The following is a 26,425-nucleotide window of genomic DNA, read 5'->3' on the forward strand; positions in this document are numbered from 1 at the left end:
TCCCAACAATCAATACTTTAATTGGAAGCACACCCTTGCAGAGATGCCGGAACGAATTCGTTCGGAAAAGGAACTGGGCTATTCGATGGCCGATTTTTTATTGGACGATGAATTTCCGGGAACATGGAAAATAAATGCCACCTACCATGGCAACAAACAACTCACGCCCACTTATCTCAAAGTAACCATGTATCAGAACTATGGCAGCAAATTGCAAACCAAAGAAGTCAAAGTGTTTCGTTTGGGTGTAAAAGGAGTTAATCGGCAATTGTTTACCTTTCCGGTTACTTCAAATATTGTTCAAAGTAAATAAATTAGACCTGTAACACTCCCATATTAAACTTTTTTTCAATGGGTGAGTGGTTGGCGGCATCGATCCCCATGGAAATCCATTTTCGCGTATCCATTGGATCTATAATGCCATCCGTCCATAGTCGTGCAGCAGCATAATAGGGTGATATTTGATTATCGTATCGCTGTTTTATTTCATCGAATAGTTCTTTTTCCTTTTCGGTATCGAGCGGTTTTCCGCTTTTTTCCAAGCTGGCTTTTTCAATTTGTAAAAGCACTTTGGCCGCAGAATTCCCGCTCATCACCGCGAGTTCGGCACTTGGCCAAGCAACAATAAATCTGGGGTCATAGGCTTTTCCGCACATGGCATAGTTCCCAGCGCCGTAGCTATTTCCGATCACGATCGTAAATTTGGGAACTACCGAATTGCTCACGGCGTTCACCATTTTGGCACCGTCTTTTATAATTCCGCCATGTTCACTTTTACTACCTACCATAAATCCGGTAACGTCCTGCAAAAACACGAGGGGAATTTTCTTTTGATTGCAGTTGGCAATAAAACGGGTGGCCTTATCGGCAGAATCGGAGTAGATTACACCTCCAAATTGCATTTCACCTTTTTTGGTCTTTACCACTTTGCGCTGATTGGCAACTATGCCCACGGCCCAACCGTCGATTCGGGCATAACCTGTTAAAATAGTTTGGCCATAGCCCTCTTTGTATTGTTCAAATTCGGAATCGTCCACCAATCGTTTGATGATTTCCAACATATCATACTGATCGCTTCGTGAAGCAGGCAAGATTCCAAAAATGTCATCCGGATTTTCGGCTGGGGGCTTGGCTTCGGACCGGTTGAACCCTGCCTTGTCGAAATCACCGATTTTATCTACAATGTTCTTGATTTTGTCCAATGCATCTTTATCATCCTTGGCTTTATAATCGGTTACTCCACTAATTTCGGAATGGGTGGTAGCGCCCCCAAGTGTTTCGTTGTCGATGCTTTCTCCAATTGCGGCCTTCACCAGATAACTGCCCGCCAAAAATATACTTCCGGTTTTATCCACAATAAGTGCCTCATCGCTCATAATTGGCAAGTAAGCACCTCCGGCAACACAACTTCCCATCACAGCGGCTATTTGGGTAATGCCCATACTGCTCATTACGGCATTGTTCCTAAAAATTCTTCCAAAATGTTCTTTATCTGGAAAAATTTCATCTTGCATGGGCAAATACACCCCTGCGCTGTCCACTAAATAAATAATGGGCAATTTGTTTTCGATGGAGATTTCCTGGGCACGTAGGTTCTTTTTCCCCGTGATCGGGAACCAGGCGCCAGCCTTAACCGTCGCATCGTTCGCCACAACAACACATTGTTTGCCTTGTACATAACCCACTTTTACCACCACACCGCCAGATGGGCATCCACCATGCTCCTTGTACATATCTTCACCGGCAAAAGCGCCTATTTCAATCGACCCCTTATCCTCATCCAACAAATAATCGATACGTTCCCTTGCGGTCATTTTACCTTTGGCATGGTGTTTTTCAATACGGTTTTTGCCGCCACCAAGTTTAACTTTTGCCAATCTCCGCTTTAGTTCGGAAAGCTTTAACTTGTTATGGTCTTCGTTCTTATTGAAGTTTATGTCCATTCTTATCGATAATTCAATTTGTTGGTTAAAGATACGGAGTTATAATTATTACTTTTGATGAATATGGAGAACAAAATTAGGTGGGGTATTTTAGGGCCCGGAAAAATTGCCAAAAAATTTGTGTCGGACCTTTTATTGGTAGATGATGCCGAGGTTTCTGCGGTCGCATCGCGCTCAATGGAACGCGCCCAAGAATTTGCCAATGAATATGGAACGAAGCATGTTTTTGGAAGTTATGATGCCTTGTTCCGATCTGGAACAGTGGATATGGTGTACATCGCTACGCCGCACAATTTTCATAAAGACTTGTCGGTTCGTGCGTTGAACCATCAAATCGGTGTGCTTTGTGAAAAACCAATGGGCGTTAATAGGACGGAGGTGATGGAACAGGTAAGTGCATCCAAAAAGAACAATACGTTTTTAATGGAGGCTATGTGGTCTCGGTTTAACCCAGCTATCCAACAAGTAAAACAATTGGTAGATCAGGGGGAAATAGGGGATTTAAAGTTTATAAATGCTGACTTTGCTTTTTATGCATTGGACAGGGGCAAGGACTCCAGATTACTAAATCCTAATTTAGCTTCGGGTACTTTATTGGATATAGGGATCTATCCTATTTTTTTATCCTATTTATTGTTGGGTATGCCCAGTCAAATTATGGCAAGTTCAAAGTTTCACGAAAATGGAACAGAGCTACAAACTAGTATGATTTTTGATTATCCAAATGCCCAAGCCATGCTTTACAGCGGATTTACCAGCAGATCTAGATTGGAAGCGGAAATATCGGGAACAACGGGCCAATTTCTATTAAAATCAAGATGGCACGAGGCCGATGGCTATTCTTTAATACGGGAAGATGATGTTGAGGAGGTTAGTTTGCCCATGACGGGAATCGGTTATTACCATGAGATATTGGAAGTACATAAATGTCTAAGAAAGAACAAAATTGAAAGTAACCTCTGGTCACATCAGAACAGTTTGGATTTGTCCGAATTGCTGGACACGGTCAGGGAAAAAAGTGGAATAACGTTCCCTTTTGAAACTTAATCCACAATAATCACTTTGCATTAACCCTATTTTTACGATATTTGAAATCCTTCAGAAAAATATATAATGGGAATGAATAAGAACACGGTGCTGGCCTATGCCACATGGATTATGATATTTGTAGGTTTGGGAATGATCGCACTTGGAGCTTTTAAATATGATGAAGTGGCAGGATGGGGCTTTGCTGCTGTCGGAATTGGATTTTTAGCTGTTGCCTGGGTGTTCAACGCCTTAAAAGGCAGGGTATAGCCTCTTTTCATAAACAATTTAATTTTAAGTAGATGTCAGACGATAAAAAAGTCATTTTTTCCATGTCTGGGGTTACCAAGACCTATAAAACGGCCAACACCCCTGTACTCAAGAATATTTACCTAAGCTTTTTCTATGGTGCCAAAATTGGGATTTTGGGCCTTAATGGATCAGGTAAATCAACTTTATTGAAAATTATTGCCGGTGTAGATAAAAACTATCAAGGCGATGTGGTATTTTCTCCGGGCTATTCCGTTGGCTACTTGGAACAAGAGCCGCAGCTCGATGAAAATAAGACTGTGCTCGAAGTGGTAAAGGAAGGCGTTGCCGAAACCGTGGCCATTTTGGACGAGTACAATAAAATAAACGATATGTTCGGTTTGCCCGAGGTTTACGAGGATGCCGATAAAATGCAAAAGTTAATGGACAAGCAAGCTGCACTCCAAGATCAAATAGATGCTGCCAATGCTTGGGAACTGGATACGAAATTGGAGATTGCAATGGATGCGCTCCGTACCCCGGATTCTGATAAGAAAATAGGAGTATTATCCGGTGGGGAACGAAGACGAGTGGCTTTGTGCCGTTTATTGCTCAAAGAACCGGACGTTTTGTTGTTGGATGAGCCTACCAACCACTTGGATGCCGAATCCGTACATTGGTTGGAGCATCATTTGGCGCAATATAAAGGAACGGTAATCGCTGTTACGCACGATCGATACTTTTTGGACAACGTTGCCGGATGGATCTTGGAACTCGACCGTGGAGAGGGAATTCCATGGAAAGGCAATTACTCTAGCTGGCTAGATCAAAAAGCCAAGCGATTGGAGCAAGAAAGCAAGCAGGCATCCAAACGCCAAAAAACCTTGGAGCGAGAGTTGGACTGGGTCCGCCAGGGCGCTAAAGGAAGGCAGGCCAAACAAAAAGCACGTTTAAAAAATTACGATAAGCTCCTAAGCCAAGATCAAAAGCAGATGGAGGAGAAGTTGGAAATCTATATACCCAACGGGCCACGTTTGGGAACCAATGTGATAGAAGCCAAAGATGTAAGCAAAGCTTTTGGAGATAAACTATTGTACGAGAACCTAAACTTTAACCTGCCCCAAGCAGGTATTGTTGGTATAATTGGTCCCAACGGTGCCGGTAAGACGACCATTTTTAAAATGATCATGGGAGAGGAGACCCCGGACAAAGGGGAGTTTATTGTTGGTGAAACGGCAAAGCTGGCCTATGTAGATCAGTCCCACTCCAACATTGACCCGGAAAAAACCATCTGGGAAAACTTTAGTGATAGTCAGGAATTGATTATGATGGGAGGGAAACAGGTCAACTCACGAGCTTACCTTAGCCGATTCAACTTTTCTGGTAGTGAGCAGAACAAAAAAGTAAACATGCTTTCCGGTGGTGAACGTAACCGTTTGCATTTGGCAATGACATTAAAGGAAGAGGGCAACGTGTTACTTTTGGATGAGCCGACGAACGATTTGGACGTGAACACACTCCGTGCTTTGGAAGAAGGCTTGGAGAATTTTGCGGGCTGTGCAGTTATCATATCCCACGATAGATGGTTCTTAGATAGAATCTGTACACATATCCTTGCATTTGAAGGAGATTCTCAAGTATATTTCTTTGAAGGGTCTTTCTCCGATTACGAAGAAAACAAAAAGAAACGCCTGGGTACGGATATTATGCCCAAGCGTATTAAATACAAAAAACTGATTCGTTAAAGTTAAAGGGAAGGAGTGATTAATCTTATTTAAGATTTTTGATTCCTTCCTCTAAAAGTTTTTTAGCCTTTTCCAAATATGCCCTTTGGTGGGCGGCCAAACTGTTCGGGTCCTGCACTTCGTCCGGGGACGAGCTTATGGATTTGGATAGTTCTATGAGTTGATCTATCGCCTGTTCGGCAGATTGGAGCTTATCGTCTGCATGTTTATTAAAGACCTTGATCATTTCCATTTCCATGGCTGCCACGAATTGAGACCCATCGGTGTCTTTCTCGACAGATTCATCGGTTGTTATGGTATCATCATCATTGGTAACAACTGGCGAAGAAACACCTAGTGTACATTGGTCCAAAATAGTGATCAATTCGTTGATTTCTCCCAAAGCTTTTTTGGTAAAAAATCTTCCAGCTTCCCAGTCCGCAGGTTCTATGGCTTTGTCCAAGGTTTCCATAGCATCCACGGTCTTGCCCTTAGCCTTGTCGCAAGAACAATCAGCCATAAAAGCTTCACCTTTTTCAAGAGCGGTCAAAGCTCTTTCGGCATAGTACATCTGATGCTCAAAGTTGGTAGCGTCCATGGCCTTTTTTCCATGGCTCAGTGCATAGGTTACTTTGGAATAGAAATTATCACATTGAAAAGAGTAGGTAGCTTGTATGGCACAAAATACTGCCAAAACTACTAAAACATGGGATTTGGGAGCCATATTCGAGTCTTGTTATTGGTTAATAGTTTGATGTACTAACGCTAAAAACAGCTTTATATTTTACAATACTAATATGCTTCGTTCGGATACCAATCCAATTGGACAACTTCGATATCGGGATTGCCTTGGTTTACCAAGTTTTTAAACTTTTCAACATCACTAACATCCGGTCTGCCCCTATAATGATATGGATATACCTGATTGGGTTTAAATTCCAACACTGCATCCGCAGCACTTTCCACGGTCATGGTATAGGGGAGATTCATACAAACAAAGGCTTTGTCTATATTGTTTAGTGCGCGCATTTCGGGAATATCCTCGGTATCCCCTGAAAAGTAAATACGTTCATCTCCAAAGGTGAACAAATATCCGTTCCCTCTACCTTTTATATGGAAATCCTTCGCTTCTTCCCTCAAATTGTACATGGGAATGGCTTCTACGAAAAAGTTGGCCAATTCTTTGACTTCCCCGTTGACCATGGTATCTGTTTTTAATGCTAATGCTTGGTCCATTTGTGATTTAACTGCTTCTGGGGCAATGATCTGTACACCTTCAAGATTTAACTCGTTTAGCGTGTTCGCATTAAAATGGTCACCATGAATATCTGTAATAAAAATTATATCGGGAGATTGCCGACCTTTAAAAGCATCCTTACCACCAACGGGATCTATATAAATAGTTGTATTGTTCCACTCAATAATGGCGGTAGCATGTTCAATAGGTATTATTTTGGCCGGGGCGTAGGTTTCAGCTTTAATTGTGGTTTCTATTTCTGTGGTTTCTTCTTGTTTTTCTGCTTTTCCCTTGCAAGCAATAAGAATCAATAACAAGATTGTTGTTGTAAGCGCAATATTTTTTTTCATGATGCAATCTTTTAAATCCTTTTAAAATTAAGGGATAATCCGAAGAATCAGAATAATTTATCAAGAATATTTACATCTAAATAATCCAAAGTTACATCCACTGCGTATATAAACCGAACGCGATTGATTAAAAACCTTAAACGAAGAATCAATTAAAACAAAAAGTTATGACTGAAACAAAAAATAACAATAACGGATTAAAAGTAATTGCTGGTTTGTTGGGTGTAGTTCTTTTGGGAACTATTATTTACACCGTAAGTCTTTATCAAGATAAAAAACAAACCACAGAAGCTCTTACCCAGGAGAAAGAATTGGTTGTAGAAGATTTGAACAACTTGAAATCTGAGTACGACAAAGCTATTTTGGAAAGCAACGCCACTAACGAGGAGTTGGTTGCAGCAAGAGACAATATCGCAAAATATATTGATTCCGTAAGTAGCATGAAAGCCGATATTGCCACACTTTCTCGTTACAGAAGACAAGTAAGTGTTCTTAAGAAAGAAAGAGAGCAATTGTTGAAGCAAGTGGATTCCTTGACACAATCCAATAGCTTGTTGGCCATGCAAAGAGATAGCACTTTTGCAGAGTTGGAGCAACAAACTGTTTTTAATGATTCATTGATTATCCAGAACACGCAATTGGCCGATGCTGTTGAAAAAGGTTCTGCACTTAACCTTAACACTATTAGTGTTGACGCTATTAAAGAAAGAAACAGCGGAAAATTGGTATCTACTTCTAGAGCTAGAGCTACAGATAAATTCAAAGTTTGCTTTACCATTGCGGACAACGTAATTGCTGAAGCTGGCGACAGAGAATTTTATATCGAAGTTCTTGGTCCACAGGGCAATGTGTTGGGCGAAGGTCTAACAAAAACTACCGAAGAAGGAAGTTCTCTTACTTACAGCAAAGGAACCAATTTCTATTATGAGAACGATGCGTTGGATGTATGTGATTACATAAACAAGCCAAGTGGTGATTTCCAAAAAGGAAACTACATGGTAAATGTGTACGACAATAAATTGAAATTGTTGGGTACTTCCAGCTTCGAGTTGAAATAAGCACACACACTATCACCATTATAAATAAAAATGCCCGTCCTGTTTTGGACGGGCATTTTTTATATGCTAAAAAATCGAATGGTCTATTTTAAACTTCCGACCATATCTTCCGGTTTTACCCACTCATCGTACTCTTCCGGGCTAACATAGCCAAGGTTTATGGCCTCTTCTCTTAAAGTTGTACCGTTCTTATGTGCCGTGTTGGCTATTTCAGCAGCCTTGTAATAACCAATTTTAGTATTCAAAGCCGTAACCAACATTAAAGAATTGTTCAACAGGGTTTTGATCACCTCATGGTTTGGTTCAATTCCAACAGCACAGTTTACATCAAAACTAACACAAGCATCACCGATCAATTGTGCCGATTGTAAAATGTTGGCCGCCATTACAGGTTTAAAAACGTTAAGTTCGTAATGTCCTTGTGTGCCACCTACGCTAATAGCAACATCGTTGCCCATTACTTGGGCACAGACCATGGTAAGTGCCTCGCACTGGGTTGGGTTTACCTTTCCTGGCATAATGGAACTACCTGGTTCGTTGGCCGGAATTATAATTTCTCCAATTCCAGAACGAGGACCAGAGGCCATCATACGTATATCGTTGGCAATTTTGTTCAAAGAGACTGCCAATTGTTTTAGAGCGCCATGACTTTCCACAATGGCATCGTGTGCCGCCAAGGCCTCAAATTTATTTTCTGCGGTTATAAAAGGTTTACCTGTGAATTCGGCAATATATTTTGCCACTACAACATCGTACCCTTTTGGTGTATTTAGGCCTGTTCCCACTGCGGTTCCGCCGAGTGCAAGCTCACTTAAGTGGGCCAATGTATTTTTTAATGCTTTTAACCCATGGTTCAGTTGGGAAACATAACCCGAAAACTCTTGCCCCAAGGTTAGGGGAGTGGCGTCCATTAAGTGGGTCCTACCAATCTTTACCACATCTTTAAATTCTTCGGACTTTTTTTGTAAAGTATCACGCAATTGCTCAACTCCCGGAATGGTAACATCCACAATTTTTTTGTAAGCTGCAATGTGCATGCCAGTTGGGAAAGTATCGTTGGAAGATTGGCTTTTGTTTACATCATCGTTGGGTTGTATGGTTTTTTCCCCTTCGCCGATTTTTTTACCCGCAATTTCGTGTGCACGATTGGCAATAACTTCGTTTACGTTCATGTTGCTCTGTGTTCCAGAGCCTGTTTGCCAAATTACCAGGGGAAATTGGTCATCATGCTTTCCTTCAAGTATTTCATCGCATACTTGCGCGATTAAATCTCTCTTTTCTTGGCTCAGCACTCCTAGTTCGTGGTTGGCGTAGGCTGCAGCTTTTTTTAAGTAGGCAAAACCATAGACCACATCCAAGGGCATGGATGCGGGCGCACCAATTTTAAAGTTGTTTCGGGAACGTTCGGTTTGGGCGCCCCAATATTTATCGGCGGGTACTTTTACCTCGCCCATGGTGTCTTTTTCAATCCTGAAACTCATAGTTAAAAATTTTGTCCTACAAAGGTAGGATATAGGGGATTTATATGGTAGTTGATTGGAATAATTACACTTTTTTCTCGTACGATTTGTTTTTTTTCATCAGAAGAAAGTATCTTTGTTAAAACAAAAGGAGTAAAGATGTTCGAATTTGACCAATATTTAGGTTTTTTAGCTTTTCTAACGATTTTGACAATAGGTTTTTGGTTAATGATATTCTTATTGACCTTTGTTGTTCCTTACTGGTTGATCGGTAACCTTAGGGAAATGGCCAAAGAAAGAAAAGAGGCTAAAAGAGCCCAACTAGAAGAATAAGATAAATAAAGAGAAGCCGTATCGGCTTCTTTTTTGTTTTACCCATATTTAATAATTAGCCTTTACTACATTGTAAGGGCTAATTTTTTGGTCCATATCAACCTGTGGCAAATTCAGTGAAACTAAAAAAGCAACCAATAAGGTTGCTTTTTTAATTAGGTATAGGGGAACTACGTTGGTTTAACCCTGGAATTGGCCCTCCTCATCATCACCACCATCATTTTGTCTGTCCCGACCGCGCTGGCGTTCCTTTGGTTGATTAAAACGATAGATAAAAGATAAGTTTACTTGTCGTTTTCTCCATTGGAACTCACTATCTGAGGTGAAAGTAGGCGTTTCGGTAAAAGATTGCCTTTTTCTTGAATTAAAAACGTCGCTCACATTTAAAGATACTGTTGCATTGTCCTTTAAAATATCTTTGCTCAATGCTAAGTTTAAAGAGAACATAGCTTTGCTATCTGTTTGTGCATTTTGTCTTGGGCCCATGTAAAACGAGTTGGCCTGAAGATCGATTTTGGCAGGTAAAGTAAATTTAGAACTGAACCTGGCAAACCAGCTGGAATTGTCCGTTCCATACTCAACACCATTGAACTGTCCTTCAGAACTAAATGTAAAGAAGTTTACACTACCGTTCAAGCGCCACCATTTAAATGGACTATATATAACGCCAGCTTCCGCACCAATACGCTCGTTCGTGGATAGATTAATGGGAACCGAACGAATGATCTGTATACCATCGGAGGTTAGCTGCCCCGTTTCTTCTTGGATTCGTTCAAACGAATTTGTTTCTCTTTGGTAGTAAACGGAGGAAGTGAGGGTCAATTTTTTCCATCTTTTTAAGTAACCAAGATCAAATGCGTTTGCGAATGCCGGATCTAGATCTGGATTACCTTGAAAAACATTGGTTCTACTGGATCTTGATGGAAATGGATTAATGAACCATCCCCTTGGTCTGTTTATCCTTCGGTTGTACCCCAAGGAAATATTTTCCGTTTTGGATAGTTCGTAGATCAAATTCACGGTTGGGAAAAGCCCCAAATAGTTTTTATCAAAATTTAAATCAACATCTTCCCCCACAATTTCCTGTAAACCATCAATGTCCACACTGGAATCTACATTGCCCCTTAGTTCCGTGTTTTCCAATCGCAGTCCTAAAAGCACAGATAACTTTCCATATTTGTTCCCATATTGGGTGTATAGCGCATTTACGTTTTCGTGGTAGGTGAAAACATTGGTAAGATCCTCGTTCATTTCAAACTGACCGGTGCCTTGGTTTAAGGTATCCAATTGATAATCGCTGACCTGTTTTTCGAAAGTACCTCGGTACCCAGCTTCGAATTGTGCATCGCCCATGGGCAAAACATAATCTATCTGAGCCAAAATATCGTCTTGGGTCTCTATTTCATATATATTTTCACTTGCCAATAAATCCGTGTTCGGTACTGTATTCGATTCCAATATCTGGGTCAAAACATCCTCATCATCATAAGAATATTGAAAATCGGCAGTTAATTCATGCCCATCATCATTGAACTTATTGGTATAATTGAAAGAGAATTGATAACTGTTGTCGTTCTCCTTTTGATCTTCACTTCTAAAGGTTCTGCTCTCAAGCGTACCATCGTTAAAACGTTGGTTGTCATTCTCGGTCAAATCGTTTTCATCCGACCATCTGTAAAAGAAGCTACCGGTAATGGATGATTTTTCGGTAAGAAAGTATTCCATTCCGATGTTAACGCTAATACCATCATCATTCCTGCTAATGTCCCTATCCTCCAATATCCTGTCAAAATCACTGGCATCGGTTAGGTATCTGTTATCAAAAAGTCCACCACCCGGTGACTCACGGTGAAAATATCCGATTGTGTTGAAAATGTTGAACTTTTCTGTTCTGATATTAAAGTTGGATGTAACCCTGGCATTGAAAGGGTCACCAATGGTTGTATTGATGGAACCGTTGATCCCAAGGGTCTTTTCCTTTTTTAGTACAATGTTTAAAATACCTGCCGTACCTTCTGCGTCATATCGGGCCGAAGGACTGGTAATTACTTCCACCTTTTCAATGGCATCGGCAGGTAATTGTTGTAAAATATCGGTAGATCCAAATCCTGCCAATGCAGATGGTTTTCCGTTGATCAGAATTCGGACATTATCATTGCCACGTAGGCTAATGGCTCCTTCTACATCTACAGAAACCGATGGAATGTTGCCCAAGGCATCGCTAACGTTACCTCCACTCGTGGTAATGTCTTTACCTATGTTATAGACTTTTTTGTCCAACCGTACTTCTACAGTGGTTTTTTCGCCGACCACTTCTACTTCCGCAAGTTGTGCCACATCCGGGGATAATGATATGGAACCCAAATTAATGGACGAGTTATAGGTTTGTCCTTTTAAAGAATAGGATTTATAGGAGATGTATTCCACGCTTATGTTGTAGGTGCCCGGGGTGGCTTCGACCTCAAAATTACCCGAGAGGTCCGTTATTCCACCGGTAACTTGCTCCGGATTATCCGCATTTTGCAATACGAAGGTGGCATATTCCAGGGGTTGTCCGGAATCGGAATCAATAACTTTACCGGTTATTGTGATAGGCTTTTGGTTTTGTTGTGCCGCGCCTTGAAAGATAGACAGGGTCAATAGCAACAACGGGATAAGTATCCTTTGCATAGTTTGATTTTTACGCTGCAAATGTGAAAGAAAAAACAAGGGATGCGAAATATTAATCCCCGAACAACGTAAATGATCCTGCGAATGACCTTAACGAATTGTTAATTCTTGCCCTTCTTATTCTTTTTCTTCTTCTTTTTCTTTTTTGGCTTGAATCTGTTTTCTTGAAGTTCCATAAAGGCGTCGTATTTATCCTCGGGAAGTCCGGCCTTTAATTCAGCCTCTTGGCGTATACGGATTTTTTCAACCTCTTCTTTCATTTTAAGGGGTTCCAGTTCCAAAATCTGAAGTTCTATTCGTTGCTGCACGGACTGGATCAAAGCTGTACGTACCACGGCTTGCTCAAATGGATCTAGGTCAATGGCCTCCGATATGGATGGCATTTGCTCATCTACAATTTCTTCGGCGGTTAGCGGAGTTTCCTCTTTTTGCGGGGTTGTTGGACCAGCTTGGGGTACAGAGCTCATTCTTCTGCCAAAACGGTTGCCATATGGGGAGCCATATCCATATTGTGCGCTGATATCGTTTATGGCGAACATGCCGACCAACAAGGTCGCAATAAATAGTGAATGGGTACTTTTCATGGGGTAAAGATAGTATTTTAGGTTTTCTTTGTTTGGTTCCTCCCTGTTAAACCATGTTGGAAATCAAGCTTATAACAGCTTTGATATGTTCTCGGGAGGTCTGCCGACCACAGCTTTTTTCCCATCGACCACAATGGGTCGTTCAATTAATTTAGGGTAGTTTGCCATCGCGGAGATAACTTCATCATCCGTTAAGTTCCGTCCCCTAAAGTTCTCTTTCCAAATGGACTCATTTTTTCTAACAAGGTCTATCGGTGCAATGCCCAAATATGAAATCAGGGCTGTTAGTTCTTCCTTGCTGGGAACATCATCTAAATATTTGATTACTTCAAAGTCTTTCCCCGACTTTTCCAAAATGGCCAATCCTTCCCTGGATTTTCTACAACGTGGATTATGATAAATTTTGATCATATTTCAATATGTTTAAACTAATTGCTGCTCACTGCTCACTGCCAACTAGCACAGACTATTCTTCTTTTTGTCCCATCATCATTAAATAGGACTTTAAAAATGCATCGATTTCCCCATCCATAACGGCATCTACATTTCCGGTTTCTTCGGCCGTTCGAACGTCCTTCACCAATTTATAGGGGTGCATTACATAATTTCGGATTTGCGATCCCCATTCGATCTTCATTTTTGAAGACTCGATTTCTGCGCGCGCTTCCTGCTTTTTACGAAGTTCGATTTCGTAAAGTTGCGATTTCAACATTTTCATGGCCGTAGCCCTGTTATCGTGCTGCGATCGAGAATCGGAACAGGAAATTTGGATTCCAGTTGGTTTGTGAACCAATTGAACTTTGGTTTCTACCTTGTTTACATTTTGGCCACCTGCACCACTAGATCGTGCTGTGGTTATTTCAATGTCCGAAGGATTTACCTCTATCTCAATGCTGTCGTCCACCAAGGGGTATACATAAACAGAAGCGAAGGAGGTGTGCCTTTTGGCATTGCTGTCGAAAGGGGAAATGCGGACCAAACGGTGTACGCCGTTCTCACCTTTTAACCAACCAAAGGCATATTCACCCTCTATTTCCAGGGTAACCGTTTTAATTCCTGCAACATCACCTTCTTGGTAATTGAGTTCTTTTACCTTGTAGCCGTTCTTTTCGGCCCACATTAGGTACATGCGCATGAGCATAGAAGCCCAATCACAGCTTTCGGTCCCACCAGCGCCCGCGGTAATCTGTAGCACTGCGGTAAGCTCATCGCCCTCATCCGAAAGCATATTTCTAAATTCCAATTTTTCAATGGACAATTGTGCTTTTTCGAACTGTTTGTTTACCTCTTCTTCGGTAACTTCTCCGGCCTGCTGAAATTCAATAAACACCTCAAGATCACCGACCAATGTTTTGGCCTCTTCGAAGTCTTCTACCCATTTCTTTTTGGATTTGATGGACTGCATTTGTTTTTGGGCTTCTTGCGGATTGTCCCAAAAACCTGGAGCAAGGGTTTTTTCCTCTTCGTTCTCTATTTCGATAAGTTTGGCATCGATGTCAAAGATACCTCCTTAACGCACCAAGGCGCTCAATAAGATCTTTCTGTTGATCTGTGTTTACCATGTAATATATTTTGGGGTAAAAATAAGTTTCTTTCCTCACATGACCTTATTATAAATGGAATTCTATCGAACAACCTGTGGTATTGTGTCCGAGCTCATATATTAAAGTAAAACGGAAGTTGATTTTTCAATTTATTGGGATAGAATAAGACAGTGCAAACTGTTTTTTAAAAATGATTTGCATATTTTTAAGGCAACTAATTCAACCAAATTATGAAGAACTCAACTAAGCTCATGGCCCTATTGTTTTTTGTGGGCTTTACCATGGGGGCACAAACGTTCGAGAAGGTTAAGGACTTTCAAAAGTTTAACGGCTATTTTAATTTTTATTACGATGACTCCAACGATAAGATTTACGTCCAAGTCGATGAGTTGGAAAAAGAGTTTTTGTACGTCTACTCTTTGAGCAGTGGAATAGGAAGCAACGATATTGGTCTAGATCGCGGGCAATTGGGCAACGAACAGGTGGTCTATTTTAAAAAGGCAGGGAACAAGTTGCTACTTGTGCAGCCCAACCAAACTTTTAGGGCCATTACGGAAAATGAGCTCGAGAGAAAGTCTGTGGAGCAAGCCTTTGCCAAGTCAATTCTGCATGGTTTTGATGTGGTAGAAGAGGCGAGCGGCAGTTATCTTATTGATTTTACCGATTTTCTGGTGCGCGACGCACATGGAGTTTCCAATCGTCTAAAAAGATCTAAGCAAGGCTCTTACAGTTTGGATAAAAGTAAAAGCGCATTCGCATTGGAGCGTACCAAGGCTTTTCCAAAAAATGTAGAGTTTGATGTAACCCTTACCTTTAAGGGAGATCCACAAGGTGCCTGGATTCGTTCAGTTGCACCTACACCAAGCTTGGTCACAGTGGCACAACATCATTCATTAATAGAATTACCTGATGATACATTTGAAAAAAGGCTGTACGACCCTCGAAGTGGTGGCTACCCATTTACCTATTATGATTATGCCACTCCGGTTCAAGAATCTTTGGTAAAGCGTTTTATCCGAAGACATCGATTGGAAAAAAAAGACCCTAACGCAGCTATAAGTGAACCCGTTGAACCAATAATTTATTATTTGGACAATGGAACACCGGAACCCATTAGATCAGCTTTGTTGGATGGTGGGAAATGGTGGAATCAAGCCTTTGAGGCGGCAGGCTATAAAAATGCATTCCAAATGAAAATTCTGCCGGATGACGCCGATCCATTGGATGTGCGTTACAATGTAGTACAATGGGTACACCGATCGACCAGAGGTTGGAGCTACGGGGCAAGTGTTGTTGATCCCAGAACAGGGGAAATATTAAAAGGCCATGTTAGTCTGGGCAGTTTAAGAATTCGTCAGGATTTTATGATAACACAAGCTTTAATGGACAAACCATTTGCCGAAAGGGATGATAACCATAAAGAAATGCTGGAATTGGCGCTTGCCAGAATCCGACAACTCTCCGCACACGAAATAGGACACACACTCGGGTTTGCGCATAATTTTGCGGCAAGCACCAACAATAGGGCTTCTGTTATGGATTATCCACACCCGCAATTTGAATTGGAAGGCGATAAGATTAGTTTTAAGAACGCATACGATACAGGAATAGGAGAGTGGGACAAGGTAACCGTAACCTATGCGTATTCAGATTTTCCCGAAGGAACAGACGAGACTGCCGCGCTCAATGCCATATTAAAAAAAGCCCAGGACGATGGATTGCGCTATATCTCCGATCAAGATGCAAGGCCAAAAGGAGGTGCGCACGCATTGGCCCACTTGTGGGACAACGGTAAAAGTGCAAGTAGCGAATTGGAGGAAATGCTGAAAATAAGGGAGACGGCCATACATAATTTTTCTATCGACAATATCCGAAACGGGGAAGCATATTCCGTTTTGGAAGATGTTTTTGTACCCCTTTATTTTTTCCATCGTTACCAAACCGAAGCAGTATCCAAGGTAATTGGTGGCTTGGATTATAATTATGCCGTAAAAAATGGTGGGCAGTTTCCAGTGAAGCCAATTGGTCAAGCTGAGCAAAAAACAGCTATGGAATCCATTCTAAAAACCCTGGATGCCGAAGTAATTGCAATCCCTAAGGACAAATTGAACCTATTTCCTCCTCGCGCCATCGGATTTAACCGTTCCAGGGAATCCTTTAAAGGAAGAACAGGGGTTAGTTTTGATGCATTGTCCGCATCGGAAACGGCCGCAGATATGACCCTGGAATTATTATTGCACCCAGAACGGGCCTCTCGACTTATTCAGCAAAAAAGCATGGATAAAGGACAGATGGGGTTAAAAGATGTGTTGCAAAAAACAATTCAAGGCACTTTTGATCTTTCACATCGAGATGCCTACCATCAAGAAGTGCAGAACACTATAAATTTCAGGGTGCTCTACCATATCATGAACCTTGCGGCTCACGATAAAGTGCACCCACAGGTAAATGCGATTGCCAACCAAACTTTAAGTGAACTAAAAACACAGTTGTTGAGCAATGGCAAAAATGCAATATCAACCGAAATGGTAAAAAGAATAGATGCCTTTACCAAAAAACCATCCGATTTTAAACTGATCCCAGTTTCTAAAATCCCTGATGGTTCGCCTATTGGCATGGGTTGTATGGACTAATTTTATTTATGGAGATAAACTTAATAAGTGACACGGTCACTAAGCCTTCGACAGCAATGTTGGAGGCCATGATGAAAGCCAAAGTGGGGGACGATGTGTTCAAGAACGACCCTACTGTGAATGAGTTGGAAGCCAAGGTCGCAGATTTTTTTGGTATGGAGGCGGCACTGTTTTTCCCAAGTGGTACCATGACAAATCAGACTGCAATTAAAATCCATACCAATCCAGGAGATCAACTGATCTGTGATAAGTACTCCCACATATTTAATTATGAAGGAGGTGGTGTGAGTTTTAACAGTGGGGTTTCCTGTAGATTGGTAAATGGGCATAGGGGAATGATGAAGGCGGAACAAGTCGAGGAATCGATCAACCCTCCGGATTTTTACCATAGTCCATTGACCACATTGGTAAGCATAGAAAATACAACGAACAAAGGTGGCGGGGCTTGTTGGGATTTCGAAGAACTACGTAAAATCCGAGAAGTCTGCAATAATCATGGTCTAAAATATCATTTAGATGGTGCGAGACTTTGGAACGCCTTGGTAAAAAAGGGAGAAGATCCAAAAGCCTACGGTAAGTTATTCGATACCATTAGCGTTTGTTTCAGTAAGGGAATGGGGTGTCCCGTAGGTTCGGTTTTGGTCGGTAGCCAAGAAGATATGGACAAAGCGATTCGAATACGCAAAATTTTTGGCGGAGGAATGCGCCAATCCGGTTATTTAGCGGCAGCGGTTATCTACGCACTGGAAAATAATGTGGATAGGTTGGTGGAAGACCACAAAAAAGCTGAAGAGATCGGGAAGGTGCTCACATCTCTCGATTTTATCAAAAAGGTGGAACCTATCGAGACCAATATCATAATTTTTGAAATTGATGAGCAAAGCATGTCGTCCGAAGAATTTCTGGAACGATTGACCGAAAATAAGGTTTCCATAATTGGAATGGGACAGGGAAAACTGCGTATAGTCACCCATTTGGATTACACCGATACGATGCACCAACACTTTTTAAAGGTTTTAAAAAGTATAGGGTAACAGGGTGATCATTTCGAGCGCGAAGGAGAAGCGTGAAAAGCAATTGATTGTATTCGGTCTAACATTAAAAGTGCAAAGGTGTCTAAAACTCCAAAATTCATGGGGTTTACACCAATGGAACGAATTTTCTCGAAGATAAAATGTATAAGTGCAAGAACTCTATACTATTCGACCTTATACTTTTTTATCTTTAGACCTTTGACCTAAACAAAATCCAATTATCCAAACCTGCTCGCGATACGCTTTGCACTTGAACGGACGATCGAATTCTAAAGTTTAGCGTTTCAATACTAACATCAAACCAAGACTACTTCATAAAAGCATCCATTCCCGGAATGTTGGGCATACCTTCCTTGGCTACAGCGGCCAATTCGGCTTCATTTATTTTGGAGGCTTTCTCAATGGCCTTGTTTAGGGTAAGTACCAAATAATCTTCCAATTGATCTTTATCTTCCAACAAAGAGTCATCAATGGAGATGGATTTTATTTCACGATTGGCGGTTAACGTTACTTTAAGGAGTCCGTCCGAGGATGCTTCATCTACCATAACGGAGTTCAATCTTTCCTTGGTGGCTTCAACTTTCTTTTGGGTTTCTTTTAATTTGCCCATCATTCCCATTAAATCTCCAAACATAACTTTAATTTTAGGGCTTGCCGGACCGCTGTCGGAACAAGCATTCTATCTATTATTGTTTAAACTAAGTTCAAAAGTAGTAAATTGGTCAAAACACTAACAAATGAAACAATCCATTTTAAGAATTTCTATTCTGCTTTTATGCCTTATTTTTGCCCCCGCTTGTAAAAACAACAAAGAACAATCCATGAGTACAGCTCCGCCGGTGGCACCAAAACATCCAACCAAGCTAGAAAAGCATGGTGATGTTAGAATTGATGATTATTATTGGATGAACAATAGGGAAGATCAACAGGTTCTCGATTATTTAAATGCCGAGAACGATTATTTCCAAAAAATGACGGCCCACACCAAAGCGTTCCAAGAAGAACTTTTTGAAGAAATGAAGGGAAGGATCAAGGAAGATGATTCTTCCGTACCCTATAAACTCGACGGATATTGGTACATAACCCGTTACGAAGAAGGAAAGGAGTACCCGATTTATTCCAGAAAAAAAGAAACGCTGGAAGCAGCGGAAGGACTGTTGTTCGATTGTAACGTAATGGCAGAAGGTCACGATTATTTTAACTTGAGAGGTGTTTCCATAAGCCCGGACAATACCATGGCATCATTTGGAACCGACACTATTTCCAGAAGACAGTACAATATCCAGATAAAAAACCTAAAAACAGGTGAAATATACCCGGATGTTATCGAAAATACAACGGGCAGCGCAGTATGGGCCAACGACAACAAAACTTTGTTCTACACTAAAAAAGACCCTGTCACCCTTCGTTCCGATAAAATATACAAGCATGTATTGGGCACATCTGCCGACCAGGATGAATTGGTTTTTCATGAAGAAGACGACACTTACAACACCTTTGTTTATAAAACAAAGACTAGAAAATATATTGTAATCGGATCCAGTAGCACCCTTACTTCGGAATATCGCTTTTTAAATGCCGATGATCCCGAAGGCGATTTTAAAATCTTTTCTGAGCGGGAAAAAGGCGTGGAGTATTCCATATCCCATTTTGAAGGTAACTTTTATATACTTACCAATAAGGATGGTGCAACTAACTTTAAGTTGATGAAAACCAACGAAAACAACACCGCATCCGAACATTGGGAAGAATTTATTCCGCACCAAGAAGAGGTGCTGCTCGAAGATGTGGAAATTTTCAGGGATTATTTCGTGGTTACCGAAAGAAACAACGGTCTCAATCAGATGAAGATTGCCAAATGGGATGGTTCCCTTAGTTATTATTTGCCTTTTGATAGCGAGACTTATGTAGCGGGACCATCTGTGAACTTGGATTTTGACACAAAAATACTTCGTTATTATTATAACGAAATGGGTGAACCTTATGCCATCATCGATTTTGACATGGAAACCAAGACCAAAACGGTTCAAAAGCAACAAGAGGTCCTTGGAGGCAAGTTCGATAAAAATAATTATAAGACCGAACGTATATGGGCCACGGCGAGGGACGGCAAAAAAGTGCCTGTTTCCATAATATACCATAAAAATACCCCACTGGACGGCACAAGTCCTTTGTTGCAATACGGTTATGGTTCTTACGGAGCAACGATGGACCCTTATTTTTCATCCATACGATTGAGTTTATTGGATAGAGGGTTTATTTATGCGATTGCACACATTAGAGGTGGTGAATATTTAGGAAGACCTTGGTACGAAGATGGCAAATTATTCAATAAAAAGAACACCTTCACGGATTTTATAGATGTTTCCAACCACTTGATCGAGAAGAAATATACTAGCTCCGAACATTTGTATGCCATAGGTGGTTCCGCTGGCGGACTCTTAATGGGGGCCATTATAAATATGGAACCAGAACTGTACCATGGCGTAATTGCTGCAGTACCTTTTGTAGATGTGGTAACCACAATGTTGGACGATACCATTCCGTTGACCACCGGCGAATATGACGAATGGGGAAATCCTAATGAGAAGGCGTATTACGATTACATAAAATCATACTCGCCGTATGATAATGTTGAGGCCAAGGAATACCCCCATATGTATGTGTCCACAGGACTGCACGACTCTCAAGTTCAATACTGGGAGCCTGCCAAATGGGTAGCCAAGTTAAGGGAATACAAAACCGGGGAAAACCTCTTGTTTTTGGATACGAACATGGATGCCGGCCATGGTGGGGCATCGGGCAGATTTGAAGCATTGAAGGAAACCGCAAAGGAATATGCCTTTATTTTGGACCTCGAAGGAAAAGCCCATTAAAAATAAAATGTTACATTTGCACGGAATAAACTTTCGTTTAATCGAAGTTTTGTTCCTACCTAATACCAGTTATGAAGAAACAGATAAATGCGCACAGCAATATCCTAGACCTAATTGGAAGTACCCCCTTGGTTAAGCTAAACAGAATTACCGCCCCTCTTACTGGAAATTTCTATGCTAAACTTGAATGCTTTAACCCCGGACATTCTTCAAAGGACAGAATTGCAATTCATATTATTGAAGAAGCCGAGCGAAAAGGGATTCTTAAGCCGGGTAGCACCATTATCGAGACCACATCTGGCAATACGGGCTTTAGCCTTGCCATGGTAAGCATTGTTAAGGGATACAAATGTATTTTGGCAGTAAGTTCAAAATCGTCCCCGGACAAGATTGATATGTTGCGTTCCATGGGAGCGAACGTTTATGTATGTCCTGCCCATGTAAGTGCAGATGACCCACGTTCGTATTACGAAGTGGCCAAACGTTTGCACAGTGAAACCCCGAATTCAATTTACATTAACCAATATTTTAACGAGCTTAATATAGATGCCCACTATTCCAGTACAGGGCCGGAAATTTGGGAACAGACCAATGGTCAGATTACCCACTTGGTGGCTTGTAGTGGAACAGGTGGTACCATTTCTGGAATTGCCCGTTATTTAAAAGAGCAAAACCCGAACATTAAAGTTTTGGGGGTCGATGCGTATGGATCGGTATTGAAAAAGTACCACGAAACAGGGGAATTTGATCATAACGAAGTTTACCCATACCGAATTGAAGGTTTGGGGAAAAATTTGATTCCTTCCGCTACAGATTTCAATGCAATAGACAGATATATAAAGGTAACCGATGGCGAAAGTGCCCATATGGCACGTAAATTGGCCCATACCGAAGGCATTTTTGCAGGATATACCAGTGGTGCAGCCACTCAGGCACTGTATCAATTGAACACGGAGGGAGAATTTACGGAAGACAGTAATGTTGTTGTGGTATTCCCGGACCATGGTTCCAGATATATGAGCAAGGTATATAGCAACGAATGGATGGACAACCAAGGGTTTTTCGATATCCAAGATGCCAAGGTTCCCGAAGAAATCAAATACATAAAATAAATAAGTACCTTATAATACCTCAAAAACGGCAATGTAAATTCATTGCCGTTTTTTTTATTTATAAAAATATCGTTATGCGAGGTTCATAAAAATATATACTTTTGCAGATGAATCAATATTAATGTAGATGAGAGATTTATTCGATAGAATCATTGAGAACAAAGGACCTTTGGGTAAATGGGCTTCACAAGCAGAAGGCTATTTTGTATTTCCAAAATTGGAGGGTCCCATTTCCAACAGAATGAAATTTCAAGGAAAGGACGTAATAACGTGGAGTATCAATGACTATCTGGGTCTCGCCAACTTGCCCGAGATTAAAAAAGTGGACGGTGAAGTAGCCATGGAGCACGGAGCAGCATATCCAATGGGTGCCCGAATGATGAGCGGTCATACCGATTACCACGAACAATTACAGAACGAATTGGCAGAATTTGTTCAAAAAGAAGCCGCTTACCTATTGAATTTTGGATACCAAGGATTTATGTCCGTAATCGACGCCTTGGTGGCCAAAGATGACATAATCGTGTACGATGTGGACTGCCATGCTTGTATTATTGATGGTGTTCGATTGCACATGGGCAAGCGCTTTACCTTTAAACATAACGACCCCGAAAGTTTAGAAAAAAACCTTGAGCGCGCTACAAAATTGGCCAATGAGACCGGTGGTGGAATCTTGGTGATTTCCGAGGGCGTATTCGGTATGCGTGGTGAGCAAGGAATACTTAAAGAAATTGTGGAGCTTAAGAAAAAGTTCCAGTTCAGGCTATTGGTGGATGATGCCCATGGATTTGGAACTTTGGGCAAAACAGGTGCCGGAGCTGGAGAAGAGCAAGGGGTACAAGACCAGATTGATGTGTACTTGGCCACATTTGCCAAATCCATGGCGAGTATTGGCGCCTTTGTTGCGGCAGATAAAGAAATTATAGAGTACTTAAAATACAACCTTCGTTCACAGATGTTCGCAAAATCCTTGCCCATGATCTATGTTAAGGGCGCGTTGAAAAGATTGGATATGTTGCGCACTATGCCAGAACTTAAGGCAAAGTTGTGGGAGAATGTAAACGCGTTACAAAACGGATTAAAGGAAAGAGGGTTCGATATTGGTACAACAACAAGCTGTGTGACCCCAGTTTACCTGAACGGAAGTATACCCGAAGCAATGGCCTTGGTTAAGGACTTGCGCGAAAACCATGGAATTTTCTGTTCCATAGTGGTTTATCCCGTAATTCCAAAAGGATTGATTCTGCTCCGTTTGATTCCAACAGCAACGCACACCATGAAGGATATCGAAGAAACCTTGGATGCATTTTCATCGATCAGGGAGCGTTTACAAAATGGAACGTACAAACGATTGTCTGCTGCCGTGGCAGCTGCAATGGGAGAATAATACCCTTCTTTTAAAAAACACTTAAAACTAATTGCAGCGGACTTTGTTCCGCTGCAATGCGTATTGTGTATTTCCTATTCGCCATCTGCCTTGGCGCACATTATTCTCGTTAAATGGGTTTATGCTGGTTTGCCCATCATAATATTGTAACTGTACTGCTGGTTGTCCTTGATAATCCACCAGTTGCCACCGCCCTCCGTTGGACCCACTGGAAATTCCTTGAGCATTGCCATAGTTCCCTTCCACACTAAAGGAGCCATCCGTATTTATGGAAAAAGTACCATTGCCACAAAAGTTAACATAGGTTATGGAGCTGGCCATGCTATCATTTACGTAAGATGTACGCTGATAATAAACCAGTTGACTGCCAGCTATAATGTTCCATAGGCCTTGATTGTTCAATTCGGGATACTGACCTGTGCTATTTGGTTCCGTAGTGGGGGAGGGGGGAATACGAAAAGTATCATTTTTGGAAATTTTCCTATTATCCTTCATAAAAGGCGTAAGATCATAATTGCCTAGATTTTGTAAGTCGGAATATTTATAAAAGGGTTCGTTGAACCCTGTTGCCCTAACACTCATGTTCAGCCCATTTAAAGTAGCCTCAAAATCCACTGGGCCGTCCAATCCAAAGATCTCACCACTAATCCGCGTGCCAGAACCTGTAGCTCTGATCGCAAAACTTGCGCCTACGGCCGCCAGCATACCGTGGTATTCATCACCCACACGTTTAAATTGAATTGAGATACTATTGGTACCATTTACAAAAGTTCCGACAAAGTTGGAACTTTGTGCACTTATGCTCGATAGGACAAATAGAAAAACAAAAAGGCTTAAGGCAATCTTTTTCATAGTCAGTGGGTTACTGTATTAAAACTATCAAAAAGAAGCAAATCCAACAATAAAATTAGTTGAGCAACAACAATTCGATCTAAAACTGCTAGTTGGAGACTAGTTTTAGTCCAATTATGGAAATAATCAAAGTAGTTATAAAGAAAAGTCGCCAAAAAGTGGCAGGTTCGTTAAAGACCAAAATTCCCATTAAAACAGTCCCGACGGCACCGATACCGGTCCAAACTGCATATGCAGTTCCTATGGGCAAGTGTTGGGTAACTTTTACTAAAAGGACCATGCTTATGGCCAAACATACCAAAAAGCCCAAATACCAGTAAGTAGCTTCGGTTCCAGATGTTTCTTTGGCTTTTCCGAGACAGGCTGCAAATGCGACTTCAAAAAGCCCGGCAATAATCAATAATATCCAATTCATAGTTTTTATTTTATACCTTTTGCTGTTCACTTTTAACCTTTATGGGTGTCCTATTCCAATATTTTTATCACTTTGCATGGGTTGCCGTACGCCAGCACGTTATCGGGAATATCTTTGGTTACGACGCTTCCTGCACCAATGGTCACATTGCTTCCTATGGTTACTCCAGGAAAAATTACGGAATTCCCGCCCACCCAAACATTATCACCAATAGTCACTGGCTTGGTATAGGTGAGATAGCGGCTTTCGTTCTTGTTTTGAACAATTCTTTCTGAGGCCTTTAATGGATGTGTGGCCGTATAGATTTGAACATACGGGGCGATTAGCCCGTTTTTGCCTATTTTGATTTTATTATTGTCCAAAAACATGCAATTGGTATTGACAAAGGTGTTTTCTCCAATGGAGATATTTTCTCCATAATCGCAATAAAATGGGATTTCTATCCAAACACCATGGGCCTTGTGTTCAAAAAGTTCGTTTAGAATCCGCTCCCGTTCTTGGATTAGTTCGGAATTTAGATTATTGTAATCTTTCAGAAGTTTTCGTGCTTTATGATAGATTTTAATCAGTTCTGGGTCTCGGGAGTCGTAATATTCCCCATTTAGCATTTTTTCTTTTTCCGTCACAATTGGTTTTTTTAGTGAAGTTCATCACCTTACGATGCCATTATCTTTTGGTGATTATAATGTAAGTTATTGGTTTGACCCGATAGGCCTTAATTCTGTTTGGACAATGTAATATTATCGCTTAATCCTAAAGTATCAAAAGTAAGTTTTAGCACATATCCAGTCAATATTCGTATCCGGTTTAACGAATTATTTTATCTTAATCGGGAACGACATCTGGAAAGGGGATAGGCGTCATAAAATCTGTGGCGTACAATTAATCAATTTACTACCAGATCAGAATATGGACAATTCGGTCCGAGTGGTAAATTCTTCGAGAAAACGCATGCCTTTGTATGAGTTACCCTTTTGATTTAATGGGGGACTCCAAACTGCAATGGCGTATTCCTTGGGGTGTACGGCCACAATTCCACCGCCGACGCCACTTTTTCCGGGCAGCCCGACCCTAAAGGCGAAATCGCCGGATTCATCATAAAAACCACAAGTTTGCATAAGCGCATTTATTCTTTTGGTTTGGCTCCGGGTTATTATTCGGTTGTTCTTGTGCAGGGTGCGGCCGCCATTTGCAAGGAACATGAAAAGTTGGGATAATTCTTCACAACTCATTTCTATGGAACACATTTTATAGTAAAAATCCAACACATCGGTTGGGTCGTTATCGATATTGTGAAAGGATTTTAAAAAATTACAAAGTGCCGCATTTCTGTACCCCACTTTTTTTTCGGATGCCGTTATTTTGTTTGAATATGATATCGAGTTGCTTTTGGACAGATTTTTAAGGAAGGCCAAAAAATCTTGTTGAGGGTTATTTAAACTGCTCATAAGCACATCGGTGACCACAAGTGCCCCAGCATTGATAAAGGGATTTCTTGGTATCCCATTTTCTACCTCAAGCTGAACAAGGGAGTTAAAAGCGGTTCCGGAGGGTTCAACCTTTACCCTCTGCCATAAATCCTCACCGAGCAAACTGTAGGCCATGGCCAAAGACAGTACTTTTACTATACTTTGTATGGAAAATTTGTCATGGTAATTACCGACACCAAAGTTCAAGTGGTTGGTTGTAGAAATATGGACTCCGAACGAGTCTGGGTCAACATTTTTGAGCTCGGGAATATAGGAGGCCAGTTTGCCTTTGTCTTCAATACCTTTTGTCCTATCAAAAACGCTTTGAACAATCTCTTTAATATCCACAATTTAGTTTTTACAGCTATTTAGAATAGTATGTTGTAAGTTACTATTTTAAAAATGGTAATTTATTATAGAACTTATCAAGAATCTTAAAAAGTATAATAACGAACCGCTGGCATTAGGC

24 protein-coding genes are annotated in these 26,425 nt (G+C 41.1%); 11 read left to right on the forward strand and 13 right to left on the reverse strand.

Translation table 11 applies throughout. The features are described 5' to 3' along the window. Nucleotides 1-313 (forward strand): YfaP family protein (locus AB9K32_RS00150; protein WP_369884012.1); only part of this gene is annotated, 313 nt, incomplete at its 5' end. A gap of 1 nt (nt 314) precedes the next feature. Here AB9K32_RS00150 and AB9K32_RS00155 read toward each other — a convergent pair. Then, nucleotides 315-1,943: an acyl-CoA carboxylase subunit beta gene (locus AB9K32_RS00155; RefSeq protein ID WP_369884013.1), complete on the reverse strand. Its 1,629-nt coding sequence runs from the start codon at nt 1,941-1,943 to the stop codon at nt 315-317. Between the two features lie 63 nt (nt 1,944-2,006). On the opposite strand from AB9K32_RS00155, the gene AB9K32_RS00160 reads away from it, so the two are divergent. From AB9K32_RS00160 to ettA, 3 genes are all read left to right on the forward strand, one after another. Further along, nucleotides 2,007-2,990, forward strand: coding sequence for a Gfo/Idh/MocA family protein (locus AB9K32_RS00160; protein WP_369884014.1), 984 nt, complete (start codon nt 2,007-2,009; stop codon nt 2,988-2,990). 66 nt (nt 2,991-3,056) lie between these two features. Further along, a complete protein-coding gene (locus AB9K32_RS00165; protein ID WP_224837295.1) occupies nt 3,057-3,239 on the forward strand; it encodes a CAL67264 family membrane protein in 183 nt (60 codons plus the stop codon). Between the two features lie 32 nt (nt 3,240-3,271). Beyond that, on the forward strand, nt 3,272-4,963 hold the full coding sequence (gene ettA / locus AB9K32_RS00170) for an energy-dependent translational throttle protein EttA (RefSeq protein ID WP_224837296.1): 1,692 nt from the start codon (nt 3,272-3,274) through the stop codon (nt 4,961-4,963). A 25-nt stretch (nt 4,964-4,988) separates the two neighbouring features. Here the strand turns inward: ettA and AB9K32_RS00175 are convergent, their stop codons facing one another. Next, nucleotides 4,989-5,666: a hypothetical protein gene (locus tag AB9K32_RS00175; RefSeq protein WP_369884015.1), complete on the reverse strand. Its 678-nt coding sequence runs from the start codon at nt 5,664-5,666 to the stop codon at nt 4,989-4,991. A gap of 68 nt (nt 5,667-5,734) precedes the next feature. Next, the gene (locus AB9K32_RS00180) at nt 5,735-6,529 is read right to left on the reverse strand and encodes an MBL fold metallo-hydrolase (protein ID WP_369884016.1); all 795 of its coding nucleotides are present in this window, start codon (nt 6,527-6,529) and stop codon (nt 5,735-5,737) included. A 167-nt stretch (nt 6,530-6,696) separates the two neighbouring features. Here AB9K32_RS00180 and AB9K32_RS00185 point away from each other — a divergent pair, with 167 nt between their 5' ends. After that, the gene (locus AB9K32_RS00185; RefSeq protein WP_224837299.1) at nt 6,697-7,587 is read left to right on the forward strand and encodes a hypothetical protein; all 891 of its coding nucleotides are present in this window, start codon (nt 6,697-6,699) and stop codon (nt 7,585-7,587) included. An 83-nt stretch (nt 7,588-7,670) separates the two neighbouring features. Here the strand turns inward: AB9K32_RS00185 and fumC are convergent, their stop codons facing one another. Further along, nucleotides 7,671-9,068 carry a class II fumarate hydratase gene (fumC, locus tag AB9K32_RS00190; protein WP_252079654.1) on the reverse strand — a complete coding sequence of 466 codons (1,398 nt, stop codon included), beginning with the start codon at nt 9,066-9,068 and terminating at the stop codon, nt 7,671-7,673. A gap of 138 nt (nt 9,069-9,206) precedes the next feature. Here fumC and AB9K32_RS00195 point away from each other — a divergent pair, with 138 nt between their 5' ends. Further along, on the forward strand, nt 9,207-9,380 hold the full coding sequence (locus AB9K32_RS00195) for a hypothetical protein (protein WP_224837301.1): 174 nt from the start codon (nt 9,207-9,209) through the stop codon (nt 9,378-9,380). Nucleotides 9,381-9,560: 180 nt separating this feature from the next. On the opposite strand, the gene AB9K32_RS00200 is transcribed toward AB9K32_RS00195, so the two are convergent. The 4 genes from AB9K32_RS00200 to prfB all read right to left on the reverse strand — a co-directional run bounded on the left by AB9K32_RS00200 (nt 9,561) and on the right by prfB (nt 14,196). Continuing rightward, complete coding sequence (locus AB9K32_RS00200; RefSeq protein ID WP_224837302.1) at nt 9,561-12,050, reverse strand: TonB-dependent receptor domain-containing protein; 2,490 nt, start codon at nt 12,048-12,050, stop codon at nt 9,561-9,563. 101 nt (nt 12,051-12,151) lie between these two features. Further along, nucleotides 12,152-12,634 carry a hypothetical protein gene (locus AB9K32_RS00205; RefSeq protein ID WP_338194882.1) on the reverse strand — a complete coding sequence of 161 codons (483 nt, stop codon included), beginning with the start codon at nt 12,632-12,634 and terminating at the stop codon, nt 12,152-12,154. A gap of 69 nt (nt 12,635-12,703) precedes the next feature. Beyond that, complete coding sequence (gene arsC / locus AB9K32_RS00210) at nt 12,704-13,045, reverse strand: arsenate reductase (glutaredoxin) (protein ID WP_224837304.1); 342 nt, start codon at nt 13,043-13,045, stop codon at nt 12,704-12,706. Between the two features lie 55 nt (nt 13,046-13,100). Further along, nucleotides 13,101-14,196 (reverse strand): peptide chain release factor 2 gene (gene prfB / locus AB9K32_RS00215; protein ID WP_252079656.1). Its coding sequence is split into 2 segments (ribosomal slippage): nt 13,101-14,132 and nt 14,134-14,196, totalling 1,095 coding nucleotides; the frame shifts between segments, so codons are not numbered across the junction. Between the two features lie 212 nt (nt 14,197-14,408). Between prfB and AB9K32_RS00220 the strand changes: the two genes are divergently transcribed. Both AB9K32_RS00220 and AB9K32_RS00225 read left to right on the forward strand, forming a co-directional pair. Continuing rightward, nucleotides 14,409-16,811 carry a zinc-dependent metalloprotease gene (locus AB9K32_RS00220; RefSeq protein ID WP_369884017.1) on the forward strand — a complete coding sequence of 801 codons (2,403 nt, stop codon included), beginning with the start codon at nt 14,409-14,411 and terminating at the stop codon, nt 16,809-16,811. 8 nt (nt 16,812-16,819) lie between these two features. Beyond that, nucleotides 16,820-17,845, forward strand: a complete 1,026-nt coding sequence (locus tag AB9K32_RS00225; RefSeq protein ID WP_369884018.1) for a low specificity L-threonine aldolase — start codon at nt 16,820-16,822, stop codon at nt 17,843-17,845. Nucleotides 17,846-18,152: 307 nt separating this feature from the next. Here AB9K32_RS00225 and AB9K32_RS00230 read toward each other — a convergent pair whose 3' ends face one another. Then, nucleotides 18,153-18,479, reverse strand: coding sequence for a YbaB/EbfC family nucleoid-associated protein (locus tag AB9K32_RS00230; protein WP_293295321.1), 327 nt, complete (start codon nt 18,477-18,479; stop codon nt 18,153-18,155). 103 nt (nt 18,480-18,582) lie between these two features. Between AB9K32_RS00230 and AB9K32_RS00235 the strand changes: the two genes are divergently transcribed. From AB9K32_RS00235 to AB9K32_RS00245, 3 genes are all read left to right on the forward strand, one after another. Continuing rightward, nucleotides 18,583-20,721, forward strand: coding sequence for a S9 family peptidase (locus AB9K32_RS00235; RefSeq protein ID WP_369884019.1), 2,139 nt, complete (start codon nt 18,583-18,585; stop codon nt 20,719-20,721). Between the two features lie 71 nt (nt 20,722-20,792). Next, on the forward strand, nt 20,793-21,833 hold the full coding sequence (locus tag AB9K32_RS00240) for a PLP-dependent cysteine synthase family protein (RefSeq protein ID WP_369884020.1): 1,041 nt from the start codon (nt 20,793-20,795) through the stop codon (nt 21,831-21,833). Between the two features lie 127 nt (nt 21,834-21,960). After that, entirely contained in the window at nt 21,961-23,220 is a 1,260-nt protein-coding gene (locus tag AB9K32_RS00245) for an aminotransferase class I/II-fold pyridoxal phosphate-dependent enzyme (RefSeq protein WP_369884021.1), read from the forward strand. A 27-nt stretch (nt 23,221-23,247) separates the two neighbouring features. On the opposite strand, the gene AB9K32_RS00250 is transcribed toward AB9K32_RS00245, so the two are convergent. From AB9K32_RS00250 to AB9K32_RS00265, 4 genes are all read right to left on the reverse strand, one after another. Continuing rightward, complete coding sequence (locus tag AB9K32_RS00250; protein ID WP_369884022.1) at nt 23,248-24,072, reverse strand: hypothetical protein; 825 nt, start codon at nt 24,070-24,072, stop codon at nt 23,248-23,250. 88 nt (nt 24,073-24,160) lie between these two features. After that, a complete protein-coding gene (locus AB9K32_RS00255) occupies nt 24,161-24,487 on the reverse strand; it encodes a multidrug efflux SMR transporter (RefSeq protein ID WP_369884023.1) in 327 nt (108 codons plus the stop codon). 50 nt (nt 24,488-24,537) lie between these two features. Then, nucleotides 24,538-25,113 (reverse strand): sugar O-acetyltransferase, encoded by a 576-nt coding sequence (locus AB9K32_RS00260; RefSeq protein WP_369884024.1) that lies wholly within the window; start codon nt 25,111-25,113, stop codon nt 24,538-24,540. Nucleotides 25,114-25,389: 276 nt separating this feature from the next. Further along, entirely contained in the window at nt 25,390-26,304 is a 915-nt protein-coding gene (locus AB9K32_RS00265; protein WP_369884025.1) for a glutaminase, read from the reverse strand. Nucleotides 26,305-26,425: the final 121 nt, after the last annotated feature.

The organism is Allomuricauda sp. XS_ASV26 (genome assembly GCF_041224615.1).
Lineage (GTDB): Bacteria > Bacteroidota > Bacteroidia > Flavobacteriales > Flavobacteriaceae > Flagellimonas > Flagellimonas alginolytica.